Origin of the sequence: Saccharothrix sp. BKS2 (assembly GCF_047689505.1) — a bacterium.
GTDB classification, from domain to species: domain Bacteria; phylum Actinomycetota; class Actinomycetes; order Mycobacteriales; family Pseudonocardiaceae; genus Actinosynnema; species Actinosynnema lopnurensis.
This window is the reverse complement of sequence record NZ_JAUQOL010000006.1, coordinates 313,923-326,904: the sequence shown is the minus strand read 5'-3', so window position 1 is coordinate 326,904 and position 12,982 is coordinate 313,923. Positions and strand designations below refer to the sequence as shown.

The window sequence follows — 12,982 nt, the reverse complement described above, 5'->3', positions numbered from 1 at the left end:
CCCGATGGCCGGAAAGCAGGGATGACTGCTCGGCGGCCGGAAAAGCTCGAAACAAGTGCCCGGCGGCCGGAAAAGCAGGAGCGCCGCCCGCCCCGCGAGGGGAGAGCGGCGCTCCGGTGCTGTGGTGCTGGGTGCTGTGCTGCTGGGTGCCGTGGACCAGGGTCAGACCTGGTTGGCGCGCCTGGCCAGCGCCGACTTCTTGTTGGCGGCCTGGTTGGCGTGGATCACGCCCTTGGTGACGGCCTTGTCGAGCTTGCGGGAAGCCTCCTGCGCCAGCGCGACGGCCTTCTCCTTGTCACCGGCCTCGGCGGCCTCACGGAACTTGCGGATCGCGGTCTTCAGCGACGACTTGACGGCCTTGTTGCGCAGGCGCGCCTTCTCGTTCGTCTTGATCCGCTTCAGCTGGGACTTGATGTTCGCCACGCGAAAGCCACCCTTTTCCTCGGTCTCGGAGTCGTACCGCGCTCGTCGATCGGCTCCACCCCGAACCCAGGGCGGTCTTCCTCCACTGCGGAATGCCGCGCGGTACGACCAACCACGATATCAGGGCTGCTCACCGCACCGTGAACCCCACCCTCCCCTCGCCGACCAGCACCTCGTACCGGCCCTTCGCCACCTCGGGCCTGCCGGTGGCGTCCATGTCGCCCGCGGTCGTGGCCAGGCGGGTCGCGTCGAAGGTCACCCGGACCGCGCGCTGCTCGCCCGCCTTCAGCTCCACCCGGGTGAAGGCCACCAGGCGGCGGTCCGGGGTCAGGACCCTGCTGACCGGCTGGTGCACGTACACCGGCACCACCAGGGCGCCGTCGCGGCCGCCGGTGTTGGCGACCGTGACCGAGACCTCGACCTTGCCGTCGCGGCGGACCTCGGCGGACTTCAGGACCGGCGCGGACGTGGTGAAGCTGGTGTAGGACAGGCCGTGGCCGAAGGCGAACTGCGGGTCGTAGTTCGAGCTCTCGCCCGTGTTCGCGCCGCGCGGCTGGTCGTAGGAGAACGGCTGGTCACCGATGGTCTTGGGCCACGACACCGGCAGCTTCCCGCTGGGGTTGACCGCGCCGAACAGCACGTCGGCGACGGCGGCGCCGCCCTCGGAGCCCGGCAGCCAGCCGGCCAGCAGCGCGGGCGCCCCGGCGACCGTGCCCAGCACCTGCGGCCGCCCGGTCAGCAGGACCACGACCACCGGTTTTCCGGTCGCGCGCACGGCGTCGACCAGGCCCTGCTGCTCGGCGGTGAGCGCGGGGGACTCGGTGTCGGCCTCGCCCTCGGCGCCCGGGTCCTCGCCGAGCACGACCACCACGGCGTCGGCATCAGCCGACTGGGCCACGGCGTCGGCCCGGGTGGTGGCGCCGACCACGTCCGCCCCCGGCGCGGCGGCCCGGATGCCCTGGAGCACGGTGGTGGTCGGGGGCAGCGGCGAGCCCGCCGGCACGCCCTGCCAGCCGACGGTCCAGCCGCCGAGCTGGCGGGCCACCGAGTCGGCCGCGTCGCCGGTCACCACGAGCTTGCGGGCCCCGGTGGACAGCGGCAGCACGCCCTCGTTGCGCAGCAGCACCACGCCCTCGGCGGCGGCCCGCCGCGCCAGCGGCCGGTCGGCGTCGTTGACGACCCCGTCGGCCGCGGCCGGGTCCACGAACGGCTTCTCGAACAGGCCCAGCTCGAACTTGAGCGTCAGCACGCGCCGCACGGCCTGGTCGATCCGCTTGCCGCTGATGGCGCCGCCGCGCACGCCCGCCAGCAGGCCCTTGGTGAACTCGGCCGCGTTCGACGGCTCCATCGCCATGTCCACCCCGGCGTTCACCGCCATCGCGATGGCCTCCGGGTAGTCCGCCGCCACGTGGTAGCGGTCCACCAGGTACCGGATGTCCTCCCAGTCGCTGATCGCCACCCCGCGGAAGCCCATCCGGTCGCGCAGCTGCTCGGTGAGCAGGTACTTCGACGCGTGCGCCGGCACGCCGTTCACCGCGCCCGAGTTGATCATCACGGTCCGCACGCCGGCGTCGAACTGCGCCTGGAACGGCGGCAGCACGGTGTCCTGGAGGTGCCGGATCGGCAGCTGCGCGGGCGCGCGGTCGTGGCCGTTGAACGGCTCCGAGTACCCGGCGAAGTGCTTGGCGGTGGCGGCCAGCGACGCGGTGCCGTCGGCCTCGCGCTGCTGACCGCGCACGTTCGCCGCGGCCAGCGAGCCCGCCAGCACCGGGTCCTCGCCGTAGGTCTCGTAGTAGCGGCCCCACCGGGTGTCGCGGGCCAGGTCGGAGACCGGCGCGAAGTTCCAGAACACGCCGGTGGCGCGCATGGCCCGACCGGTGGACTCGCCCAGGTCCTCCACCAGATCGGGGTTCCACGTCGCGCCCAGGCCCACCTGGTGCGGGAACATGGTGGCGGAGAGCACGTTCGAGTGGCCGTGCACGCCGTCCGCGCCGTAGATCAGCGGGATGCGCAGGCGGCTGTGGTCCAGCGCGTACCGCTGGATCTCGTTGGTCATCTCGGCCCACGCCCGCGGCGTGTTCGGGTTCGGCGCGTCACCGCCGCCGGACAGGACCGAGCCGACCTTCGCGTCCTCCAGCACCGCCTTCAGGCAGTCCTCGCGCAGCGGGCCGGCGTTCCACTCGCAGTTGCCGCGCAGCTTCCCCAGCCGGATCTGGGTCATCTGGCCGACCTTCTCCTCCAGCGTCATGCGCCGCAGGAGGTCGTCGACGCGGCGCTCGACCGGCGCGCGGGCGTCCTGGTAGTGCGGTCCGCGCGGTTCCCCGGCGCCGGTGGCCTGCGATCCGCCGACGAGGACGGCGAACGCGGTGAGCACGCCGGCCGCGGCGCGCTTTCGGGATCTCCGCATCGAGAACCTCCTGGTTGATCAGGTCGCCCCGACCAACCCTGGCTGGGCGACCGGGCCCGGGACAGAGCTGAACGGGCGCATTGGGAACGCTCCCAGGTAGGAAGAACAAGCAGTACGCCTGTCCGGTTAAGCTGATCGGGTGACCGCCGCACTCGACTGGCCCGGCTTCGGGCAGATCTCGCTCGCCGCCCTGCTGTTCCTCTGCGCGGCCGCCGCCCTCGCGGGCGCGGTCGACGCCGTGGTCGGCGGTGGCGGGCTGGTCCAGCTGCCCGCGCTGCTGCTGATCGCCCCCGGCGGGCAGCCGCTGTACGCGCTGGCCACCAACAAGATCGCCTCCGTGGTCGGGACGGCCGCCGCGATGCGCACCTACGCCCGGGAGACCACGATCGACTGGTGGACGGCGCTGCCCATGGCGCTGGCCGCGTTCGGCGGCGCGGTGGGCGGCGCGGCGTTCGCGGGCGCGCTGGCCCCCGGCGTGCTCAACGGCGTGGTGCTCGTCGCGCTGGTCGGCGTCGGCCTCTACACGTGGCGCAAGCCCGAGCTGGGCGCGGCGGAGACGCCGCGGTTCGCGCGCGCCGCCCAGGTCGGCGTGATGGCGGTCGGCGGCGCGCTGATCGGCTTCTACGACGGCCTGGCCGGGCCGGGCACCGGCGCGTTCCTGGTGTTCCTGCTGGTGGGCCTGGTGGGCTTCGCGTTCCTGCGTGCCTCGGCCACGGCGAAGGTCGTCAACGTGGCCACCAACCTGGGCGCCCTGCTGTACTTCATCCCGGCCGGGAAGGTGCTGTGGGGCCTGGGCCTGGTGCTCGCGGTGTGCAACGTCACCGGCGCGGTGCTCGGGGCGAAGCTCGCCGTCCGGCGCGGGTCGTCGTTCGTGCGCCGGGTGTTCCTCACCGTCGTGGTGGCGCTGGTGGTCAGTCTGGGGTGGAAGGCGGCGGTTGGATGACCCGGAACGTCGCGCCCATCGGGTCGCCGACCGTGGTGAACCGGCCGAACCGCGTGTCGACCACGTCGCCGACCACCACACCGCCCAGCTCGCGCGCCCGCCGGGCCGCCAGCTCCGCGTCGGACACCGCGAAGTAGGTCATCCAGTGCGCGGGGATCTCGGCCGGGATCTCGTTGGCCATCCCGAACAGCCCGGCCACCACGCGCCCCTCCACCCGCAGTTGCGTGTACGGGAAGTCGGGCAGCGGGTCGAGGCCCACGCCGAACACCCGCTGGTAGAACTCGGCCGCGCCGAACGGGTCGCGGGTGGCCAGCTCGTTCCACACCACCGCGCCCGGCTCGCCCACCGCGTACGCGCCGATGTGCGTGCCCGCCTCCCACAGCCCGAACGCCGCGCCGGTCGGGTCCACCGCGACCGCGCCGCGCCCCGGCCCGCCGGTGTCGAACACCGGCACGAGCACCTTGCCGCCGGCCGCGACCACGGCCTCCAGCGACTCGTCGAGGTCGTCGGTGGCCAGGTAGGTCGTCCACACCACGGGGAACATCACGTCCGGCGGCATCTCGCCGAACCCGGCCACGGGCCGCCCGCGCACCAGGGCGTTGGTGTAGTGGCCGGTCTCCGGTCCGCCGACCTCGAACTCCCAGCCGAACAGCCCGCCGTAGAACTCCGCCGTGGCGTCCCGGTCGGTGGTCATCATGTCCACCCACGCGGGTGTGCCCGGTGCGTACGGGGCGTTGACGTCGGTCACGCGCTCCACGTTCGCACCGGGCCGGGTCACCCGCGAGTCGATCAACGCGGGCGTCGCGGGCGCTCCCCGCGCCGGCGACGCCCACCGGTCAGCCGTCGTCCTCCTCGGACTTGCGCGGCCGACCGCGTCGGGGTTGGGCCGCCGTCCCGGAGGGCAGGCGGCCGGCTTCGGCGAGCGCGCGGCGCAGCAGGAACTCGATCTGCGCGTTGGTGCTGCGCAACTCGTCGTTCGCCCACCTGACCAGGGCGTCGTGCACCGCCGGGTCAAGGCGCAGCAGGACGCTCTTGCGCTCGGCCAACTCAGTGGTACAGCGATCCGGCGTTGACGATCGGTTGCGTTGACCGTTCGCCGCACAGCACGACCAGCAGGTTCGACACCATCGCCGCCTTGCGCTCCTCGTCCAGTTCCACCACGTTCTGCTCGGCGAGCTTGGCCAGCGCCAGCTCGACCATGCCGACCGCCCCCTCCACGATCCGCGTCCGCGCCGCGACCACCGCGCCCGCCTGCTGGCGCTGGAGCATCGCCTGCGCGATCTCCGGAGCGTAGGCCAGGTGCGTCAGGCGCGACTCGATCACCTTCACCCCGGCCGACTGCACGCGCGCCGCGATCTCCAGCGACAGCGTCTCGGTGATCTCGTCGGCGTTCTCCCGCAGCGACAGCCCGGACTCCTCGTGGTTGTCGTACGGGTAGCTGGTGGCGATGTGCCGCACCGCGGTCTCGGTCTGGATGCCCACGAACCGGACGAAGTCGTCGACCTCGAACATGGCCCGCGCGGTGTCCTCGACCTGCCACACCACCACGGCGGCGATGTCGATCGGGTTGCCGTCGGCGTCGTTGACCTTGAGCGCCGCGGTCTCGTGGTTGCGGATCCTGGTCGACACCTTCACCTTGGTGGCGAACGGGTTGGCCCAGCGCAGGCCGTCCCGCCGCACCGTGCCGATGTAGCTGCCGGCGAACTGGAGCACCCGCACCTCGCCCGGCGCGACGGTGAACAGGCCGCCGCCCGCGATGCCGCCGACCGTGACGAGCAGCGAGCCCCCCACGATCGCGGGCACGCTCGGCCCGTCGTCCCCCGGGATCGCGCCCAGCACGACCAGCGCCGTGCCCGCCGCGATCAGCACCACCGCGACGGCCAGCACCCCCCACCCCGACACGTGCTTCGCCTCGCGCTCCCGCACGACGGGACTCGGCATCCGCACCGCGACGTCAGCAGCTGTGTCCATGTGCACCCCTCAGGTCATATCTCTTGCTTAGCAAAGTGATATCACTTTTCCTGGTGGGCGCGCAACGAGGGCGGAAGTTGTCCGCGATGTCGATCGCACGGGCGCGGGACGCCGTGCCCCGGCAACCCGACCGGCCGCCGCGCGTCAGTGACCACATGGGGACCATCACGGTGCGACCGCCGCGCGCGGAGGACAGGTGGCCGCTGGTCGACGTCCACGTCAGGGCCCGGCGCAGCTACTACGAGGGGCACCTGCCGGAGAGCGAGCTGGCCGAGTGGGAGCGGGGTGCGCGAGCGAACGGCTACGACCTCACCCGACCGGGCCGGGTGTGGCTGTGCGCCGAGCTGGACAACACGTTCGCCGGGTTCGCCCTGGTCCAGCCGGACGGCGAGCTGAAGCAGCTCCAGGTCGACCCGGCGCACTGGGGCCGGGGCGTGGGCCACGCGCTGCACGAGGCGGCGCTCGCCGAGCTGCGCGCCGCCGGGGTGGGGACCGCGCACCTGGACGTGTTCGCGGAGAACCGGCGCGCCCGGCGCTTCTACCTCGCGCACGGCTGGCGCGAGGTCGGCCACGACGGGGACGCGCACGTGCGGATGGCGCGCGACCTGGACCTGTGATGCCCTGGACGGCGTGGAGATCCTGAGCAGCCGCGTCCTGATCCGGTCCGCGGACCCCGAGCGGGCCCGCGCGTTCTACCGGGACGTCCTCGGCCTGGCCGTGCACCGGGAGTTCCCCGGCGGCACGGTGTTCTTCCTCGGCGGCGGGTTCCTGGAGGTGTCCGGCACCGCGGCGGAGGAGCCCACCGGGGCCACCCGGCTGTGGCTCCAGGTGCGCGACCTCGACGACGCCGCCGCGCGGCTGGCCGAGCACGTCGTCCGGCCCCCGCGGCGGGAACCGTGGGGCCTGGACGAGATGTGGGTGGCGGACCCGGACGGCCGGCTGATCGCGTTCGTCGAGATCCCGGCCGAGCACCCGCTACGCCGGGACGTCCGCCAGTAGCTGCACGGCGGGCGGCACCACGCCGCCGTACTGGTGCAGCGACGTGCGCACCCCGGCGAACCCGGCCTGCTCCGCCTCCCGGATCAGGTCGTACTCGGAGGTGTCCAGCGCCATCCGGTGCACCGACACCACCAGCCGCCCGCCCGGCCGCAGCACCCGCCGCAGCTCGTGGAACGCGGCCGGCCGGTTGTCCCACAGCTGGAGGTTGTTCACCGAGATCACCACGTCCACGGACGCCCCGGGCTGCCCGGTGCGGGTGGCCGCGCCCTCGCGCAGCTCCACCCGGCCGGCCACGATCAGCTCCGCGCACCGGTTGCGCGCCTCGTCCAGCATGACCTGCGAGGGGTCGACGCCGATCGCCTTGAGCGCGCGCTCGCCGACCAGCCTCAGACCCACGCCCGGACCGGGGCCGAGCACCAGGACGACCTCGTCGGCCGCGGGGCGCGCCAACTCGACGACGTGCTCCTCGACCTTCGCGTTCACCCTGGCCATCACCCGGCCGCCCAGCTCGCCCACCTTGCCCCGGGGGTGGCCGAACGCCGCGTCCAACGCCTTCATCAGGTTGCTCGCCATGGACCCCAGGGTTCCCGGCGGGCGCCGGCGCGGCATCGGGGATCGCCCTGAGCGGGCCCGGGACGTCCCCCCGACCCCGGTCGGGGGTCTAGCGCCAGCCCAGCCGCCGCAGCGCGTCCACCACCAGCGAGAACCGCTCCGGCTCCAGCACCGAGCCCTCGCGCCGGATGTCGTCCTCGGCCAGCTCGAACACCCGGTCCAGGCGCAGGTAGGAGCGCCTGCCGTCGCGGTCCCAGCGGCCCACGCCCAGGTCGAGGCAGTCGTCCTGCCCGGGTCCGCCCGGCGGCCGGCTGGTCAGCATCAGCGCCAGCAGGGCCCGCCGCCGGCGCCCCACGACCAGCAGCGGCCGGTCCTTGCCCCGGCTCGCGTCCTCCTCGAAGGGCACCCACGCCCACACGACCTCGCCCGGGTCGGCCAGGCCGTCCAGGTCGGGGGAGTACTCCAGGGTCGCCGCCGCGGCGGCCGGGTGGACCTCCCGCACCGCGCCCTTCACCGGGCGCGGGTCCTCACCGTTCGCGTACACGACCGGGGAGCCTATGTCCCCGGTCGCGCCCGCGCGGGTCGGGGCGACGTCGTGGCATGAGAGAATGGGGTGATCCCCTCCGTCTTTCACGTGCGAGGACCCTGAGTGACCACGTTCGCCGACCAGACGTTCACGCCTCCGGAGCTGATCCGGAACTTCTGCATCATCGCGCACATCGACCACGGCAAGTCGACCCTGGCCGACCGCATGTTGCAGCTCACCGGCGTGGTCGACGCCCGTGCGATGCGAGCGCAGTACCTCGACCGCATGGACATCGAGCGCGAACGCGGCATCACGATCAAGGCCCAGAACGTCCGGCTGCCCTGGCAGGTCGCCGGGCAGGACCACGTGCTGCACATGATCGACACCCCGGGCCACGTCGACTTCACCTACGAGGTGTCCCGCGCGCTGGAGGCGTGCGAGGGGACGGTCCTGCTGGTCGACGCCGCGCAGGGCATCGAGGCGCAGACGCTGGCCAACCTGTACCTGGCGATGGAGAACGACCTCACCATCATCCCGGTGCTCAACAAGATCGACCTGCCCGCCGCGGACCCCGACAAGTACGCCAAGGAGCTCGCCCACATCGTCGGCTGCGAGCCCGAGGAGGTGCTGCGCGTCTCGGCCAAGACCGGCCTGGGCGTCGGGGCGCTGCTGGACGAGGTCGTGAAGCGGGTGCCGGCCCCGGTCGGCGACGCGGACGCCCCGCCCCGCGCGATGATCTTCGACTCGGTCTACGACACCTACCGCGGCGTGGTCACCTACATCCGCGTGGTCGACGGCAAGATCACCCCGCGCCAGCGCATCCGGATGATGTCGACCAACGCGACCCACGAGCTGCTGGAGGTCGGCATCATCTCGCCCGAGCCGAAGCCGAGCGTCGGCCTGGGCGTCGGCGAGGTGGGCTACCTGATCACCGGCGTGAAGGACGTGCGCCAGTCGAAGGTCGGCGACACCGTGACGGCGGAGAAGAAGGGCGCCACCGAGCCGCTGGCGGGCTACCGCGAGCCGCGGCCGATGGTGTACTCCGGCCTCTACCCGGTCGACGGCTCGGACTACCCCATCCTGCGCGAGGCGCTGGAGAAGCTCCAGCTCAACGACGCCGCGCTGACGTTCGAGCCGGAGACCTCGGCGGCCCTGGGCTTCGGCTTCCGCTGCGGCTTCCTCGGCCTGCTGCACCTGGAGATCACCCGCGACCGGTTGGAGCGCGAGTTCGGGCTCGACCTGATCTCCACCGCGCCGAACGTGGTCTACCGCGTGGTCATGGAGGACGGCGCAGAGCACGTGGTGACCAACCCGTCCGACTGGCCCGACGGCAAGCGGGCCGAGGTGTACGAGCCCGTCACCAGGTGCACGATCATCGCGCCCAGCGACTACATCGGCGCGATCATGGAGCTGTGCCAGGCCAAGCGCGGCCAGCTGGGCGGCATGGACTACCTGTCCGAGGACCGCGTCGAGCTGCGCTACACGATGCCGCTCGGCGAGATCATCTTCGACTTCTTCGACGCGCTGAAGTCGCGCACGCGCGGGTACGCCTCGCTGGACTACGAGGAGTCGGGCGAGCAGGACGCCGAGCTGGTCAAGGTGGACATCCTGCTCCAGGGCGAGCCGGTGGACGCGTTCAGCGCGATCGTGCACAAGGACCACGCCTACGGCTACGGCACCAGGATGGCCACGAAGCTGCGCGAGCTGATCCCGCGCCAGCAGTTCGAGGTGCCGATCCAGGCGGCCATCGGGTCGCGGGTGATCGCCCGCGAGACGATCCGCGCGATCCGCAAGGACGTGCTCGCCAAGTGCTACGGCGGTGACATCACCCGCAAGCGCAAGCTGCTGGAGAAGCAGAAGGAGGGCAAGAAGCGGATGAAGATGGTGGGGCGGGTCGAGGTGCCCCAGGAAGCCTTCGTCGCCGCGCTGTCCACCGACGACTCCGGCGGCAAGGACAAGGGCAAGAAGTAGGACCGGCGGTCACGTCCCCGCTGATCAGGGCACCTTCGGGTGACCGGTCGGCGGGGATCGTCGTTTTCGGTGGGTTCCTCCGGCATGGTTGGCGCATCAACTGGAAGGAGGGGACCATAACCGCTATGACGCATAAGGCATACGGACGTCCCTACACGGTCGAAGACCTGGAGGGCATGCCTGATGACGGTCACCGGTACGAGCTCATCGACGGGGTGCTGATCGTGGGCCCGGCACCCGGCTTCCGGCACCAGAAGGTCGTCGTCAAGCTCGTGGGTCAACTCGACGCGGCGTGCCCGGAGACCATGCACGTGCTCATGGCGCCGTTCGCCCTCCGGCCCTCGCCCTCCACGGAGTTGCAGCCCGACGTCCTGGTGGCCCGCGACGAGGACCTGACCGAGAAGGACCTGCCCGTGGCCCCGCTGTTGGCCGTCGAGGTGCTGTCGCCGAGCACGGCGTTGAACGACCTCAACAACAAGAAGGCCGCTTACGAGCGGATGGGTGTGCCCGGCTACTGGGTCGTCGACCCGCACGAGCTGAAGCTGATCGTGTTCGAACTCGACGTCCGCGGGTGCTACGAGCTGGTGGCCGAGGTCAAGGGCGAGGACGCGTTCGAGGCGACGCTGCCGTTCCCGGTGCGGATCGTACCCGCGACGCTCCTCGGCACCTGGTTGGGCCGGGCCTGAAGATGACGAAAGGACCTCCAGGACGTCCCTGTCCTGAAGGCCCTCGAAAGGAACGCGGTCGCTCAGCCGTGGTAGCGGAGCACACCGGCCGGGATGTGGCGGCGGAGGATCTCCTCCAGCTCCCTGGCCTCGTGGGTGGAGTGGCGGGCGAGGATCGCCTCCAGGTCCATCCGGGCGCTGGGGGTGTTGTAGGCGGCCATCTCGCGCTCGATCCGGGCTTCCCGCTCCCGGATCGCGCGCCGCGTGGCGAAGTACGTGCGAACGGTACTCAGGGGGTTCGTCATGTCACCTTTCAGGTCGATCTATCTGTATCGGTTCACCTCTATGATGCCGCACGTCAGGGCCTCGCGCAGCGAATTTTGACGTGACCTCCGCCGCAACTGTTACCGGCAGGGGGTTGATTCCGGAGCGCAGGTGACCACCAGGTTGAATCGGGGTCACCCGTCCCGGTCCAGGATCTCCAGCGCCCTGGCGTACTTGGCCCGCAGGCGGTCCTGGGTGGCCCGGTCGAGCGCCGCCAGCCGGTGCGGCGAGGTGTTGTCGGCGATGTCCGCGCGCTTGACCGCGACCGCCACCGGGTCGGTCAGCACCCGCGCCAGGTACTGCTCCTGGGGTTCGCCCTCCTCGTGGGTCAGCGCCAGCACGGTCCGCACCACCTCGGGCGGGCACCCGGCGGCCAGCAGGTCGTCCGCCGTGACGGAAGTGTCCTCGACGACGTCGTGCAGGACGGCCGCCACGCGCGCGTGCTCGCCGGACACCCGGCCCATCACGCGCAGCGGGTGGCCGATGTAGGGGTGGCCCGATTTGTCGACCTGACCCTCGTGGGCGGTGCGGGCGAGGTGGATCGCGTCGTCGACGGTGAAACTCATCCGACCATCGTCACACCCTTGACAAGAACCAATGGTCTAGTCCATTTTCGAGTGGCCCGCGTCACCTGGCTGGGCAAGGCCGCCGGAGAGAACGTGGAGGTGGACGTGGCTTCGAGGACGAGACGCGCGCTGGGCGCGGTGCTGGCGGGCGTGCTGGCGGTCGCCGGCCTGACCCTGGTGGTCGCGGGCAGCGCGTCGGCGGCCAACCTGGTCGCCAACCCCGGCTTCGACAGCGGCGACAAGAGCGGCTGGACGTGCAGTAGCGCGACGAGCGTGGTGTCCACGACCAAGCGCAGCGGGTCGCACGCGCTCGCGGGGAGCCCGGCGGGCACGGACCAGGCCCGCTGCTCGCAGACGATCACCGTGCGGGCCAACACCGCCTACAAGCTGAGCGCGTGGGTGCAGGGCAGCTACGTCTACCTCGGCGTGACCGGCACCGGCAGCGGCGACAAGAGCACCTGGACCCCCGGCTCGACCGGCTTCGGCCAGCTGAGCCTGGACTTCACCACCGGCGCGAGCACCAGCGTCACCATCTACGTGCACGGCTGGTACGGCCAGCCGACCTTCTACGCCGACGACATCAGCCTGGACGGGCCGGGCACCCCGCCGACCAGCACCACCACCAGCACCACGACGACGACCACGACCACCACGACGACCACCACCACGACGCCCGGCAACCCGGACCCGTCGCTGCCCAAGCACATCCTCACCGGGTACTGGCACAACTTCGACAACGGCTCGCGGCTGCTCAAGCTGGCCGACGTGCCCCGCACCTACGACGTGGTGGCCGTCGCGTTCGCCGACGCCGTGCCCGCGACGCGCGGCGCGGTCGACTTCACCCTGGACCCGACCCTGTCGAGCAAGCTCGGCGGCTACACCGACGCCCAGTTCAAGGCCGACGTCCGCACCCTCCAGTCCCGCGGCCAGAAGGTGATCATCTCCGTCGGCGGCGAGAAGGGCAGCATCTGGGTCGGCGACTCCGCCGCGTCCAACGCCTTCGCCACCAGCGTCAGGTCGCTGATCTCCGAGTACGGGTTCGACGGCGTGGACATCGACCTGGAGAACGGCGTCAACGCCACCTACATGGCCCCGGCGCTGCGCAGCATCCACGCGGCCGGCGGCAAGGTCATCGCGATGGCGCCGCAGACCATCGACATGCAGTCCACCGGCCAGGAGTACTTCAAGCTGGCGCTGGCCGTGAAGGACATCCTCACGGTGGTCAACATGCAGTTCTACAACTCCGGCAGCATGCTCGGCTGCGACCAGAAGGTCTACGCCCAGGGCACGGTGGACTTCCTGGTCGCGCTGGCCTGCGTCCAGCTCCAGAACGGCCTGCGGCCCGACCAGGTCGGCCTGGGCCTGCCCGCCTCGCCGTCGGGCGCGGGCGGCGGGTACCAGTCGCCGGCCAACGTCAACGCGGCGCTCAACTGCCTGGCCAAGGGCACGAACTGCGGTTCGTTCAAGCCCTCGCAGACGTGGCCCGGCATCCGCGGCGCGATGACCTGGTCGATCAACTGGGACGCCTCCAACAACTGGCAGTTCGCCAACACGGTGGCCCCGCACCTGGACACCCTGCCCTGACGCGGGGGTCGCCCCTCCCGCCGCACCGCGGGAGGGGCGACCGTCCGGCGG

The 12,982-nt window shown here is 71.8% G+C and carries 15 protein-coding genes; 6 read left to right on the top strand and 9 right to left on the bottom strand.

Annotation, left to right across the window (positions count from 1 at the left end; translation table 11 throughout):
* Nucleotides 1-162: 162 nt before the first annotated feature.
* Both rpsT and Q5530_RS15165 read right to left on the bottom strand, forming a co-directional pair.
* Entirely contained in the window at nt 163-423 is a 261-nt protein-coding gene (gene rpsT, locus Q5530_RS15170; protein ID WP_380636728.1) for a 30S ribosomal protein S20, read from the bottom strand.
* 130 nt (nt 424-553) lie between these two features.
* A complete protein-coding gene (locus Q5530_RS15165; RefSeq protein ID WP_415362841.1) occupies nt 554-2,830 on the bottom strand; it encodes a glycoside hydrolase family 3 N-terminal domain-containing protein in 2,277 nt (758 codons plus the stop codon).
* 139 nt (nt 2,831-2,969) lie between these two features.
* Here Q5530_RS15165 and Q5530_RS15160 point away from each other — a divergent pair, with 139 nt between their 5' ends.
* On the top strand, nt 2,970-3,773 hold the full coding sequence (locus Q5530_RS15160; protein WP_415362839.1) for a sulfite exporter TauE/SafE family protein: 804 nt from the start codon (nt 2,970-2,972) through the stop codon (nt 3,771-3,773).
* Here the strand turns inward: Q5530_RS15160 and Q5530_RS15155 are convergent.
* The 3 genes from Q5530_RS15155 to Q5530_RS15145 all read right to left on the bottom strand — a co-directional run bounded on the left by Q5530_RS15155 (nt 3,742) and on the right by Q5530_RS15145 (nt 5,744).
* Nucleotides 3,742-4,521, bottom strand: coding sequence for a VOC family protein (locus tag Q5530_RS15155; RefSeq protein ID WP_415362837.1), 780 nt, complete (start codon nt 4,519-4,521; stop codon nt 3,742-3,744). The genes Q5530_RS15160 and Q5530_RS15155 overlap by 32 nt on opposite strands.
* Nucleotides 4,522-4,609: 88 nt before the next feature.
* Nucleotides 4,610-4,819 (bottom strand): hypothetical protein, encoded by a 210-nt coding sequence (locus Q5530_RS15150; RefSeq protein WP_415362836.1) that lies wholly within the window; start codon nt 4,817-4,819, stop codon nt 4,610-4,612.
* Nucleotide 4,820: 1 nt separating this feature from the next.
* The gene (locus tag Q5530_RS15145; protein ID WP_415362834.1) at nt 4,821-5,744 is read right to left on the bottom strand and encodes an SPFH domain-containing protein; all 924 of its coding nucleotides are present in this window, start codon (nt 5,742-5,744) and stop codon (nt 4,821-4,823) included.
* An 86-nt stretch (nt 5,745-5,830) separates the two neighbouring features.
* Here Q5530_RS15145 and Q5530_RS15140 point away from each other — a divergent pair, with 86 nt between their 5' ends.
* Both Q5530_RS15140 and Q5530_RS15135 read left to right on the top strand, forming a co-directional pair.
* Entirely contained in the window at nt 5,831-6,361 is a 531-nt protein-coding gene (locus tag Q5530_RS15140; protein WP_415362833.1) for a GNAT family N-acetyltransferase, read from the top strand.
* A gap of 13 nt (nt 6,362-6,374) precedes the next feature.
* Nucleotides 6,375-6,743, top strand: a complete 369-nt coding sequence (locus Q5530_RS15135; protein ID WP_380636714.1) for a VOC family protein — start codon at nt 6,375-6,377, stop codon at nt 6,741-6,743.
* On the opposite strand, the gene Q5530_RS15130 is transcribed toward Q5530_RS15135, so the two are convergent.
* Both Q5530_RS15130 and Q5530_RS15125 read right to left on the bottom strand, forming a co-directional pair.
* Nucleotides 6,720-7,316, bottom strand: a complete 597-nt coding sequence (locus Q5530_RS15130) for a class I SAM-dependent methyltransferase (RefSeq protein ID WP_415362830.1) — start codon at nt 7,314-7,316, stop codon at nt 6,720-6,722. The genes Q5530_RS15135 and Q5530_RS15130 overlap by 24 nt on opposite strands.
* Before the next feature lie 88 nt (nt 7,317-7,404).
* Nucleotides 7,405-7,839, bottom strand: a complete 435-nt coding sequence (locus Q5530_RS15125) for a type II toxin-antitoxin system PemK/MazF family toxin (protein WP_415362829.1) — start codon at nt 7,837-7,839, stop codon at nt 7,405-7,407.
* Nucleotides 7,840-7,944: 105 nt separating this feature from the next.
* On the opposite strand from Q5530_RS15125, the gene lepA reads away from it, so the two are divergent.
* On the top strand, nt 7,945-9,792 hold the full coding sequence (lepA, locus tag Q5530_RS15120) for a translation elongation factor 4 (RefSeq protein ID WP_380636707.1): 1,848 nt from the start codon (nt 7,945-7,947) through the stop codon (nt 9,790-9,792).
* 125 nt (nt 9,793-9,917) lie between these two features.
* Nucleotides 9,918-10,478, top strand: coding sequence for a Uma2 family endonuclease (locus Q5530_RS15115; RefSeq protein WP_415362827.1), 561 nt, complete (start codon nt 9,918-9,920; stop codon nt 10,476-10,478).
* Nucleotides 10,479-10,540: 62 nt separating this feature from the next.
* Here the strand turns inward: Q5530_RS15115 and Q5530_RS15110 are convergent, their stop codons facing one another.
* Nucleotides 10,541-10,762: a hypothetical protein gene (locus Q5530_RS15110; protein WP_415362826.1), complete on the bottom strand. Its 222-nt coding sequence runs from the start codon at nt 10,760-10,762 to the stop codon at nt 10,541-10,543.
* Nucleotides 10,763-10,915: 153 nt separating this feature from the next.
* Nucleotides 10,916-11,347, bottom strand: coding sequence for an HD domain-containing protein (locus tag Q5530_RS15105; protein WP_415362825.1), 432 nt, complete (start codon nt 11,345-11,347; stop codon nt 10,916-10,918).
* Nucleotides 11,348-11,452: 105 nt separating this feature from the next.
* Here Q5530_RS15105 and Q5530_RS15100 point away from each other — a divergent pair, with 105 nt between their 5' ends.
* Nucleotides 11,453-12,931 carry a chitinase gene (locus Q5530_RS15100; protein ID WP_415363065.1) on the top strand — a complete coding sequence of 493 codons (1,479 nt, stop codon included), beginning with the start codon at nt 11,453-11,455 and terminating at the stop codon, nt 12,929-12,931.
* The last annotated feature ends 51 nt before the right edge of the window (nt 12,932-12,982 follow it).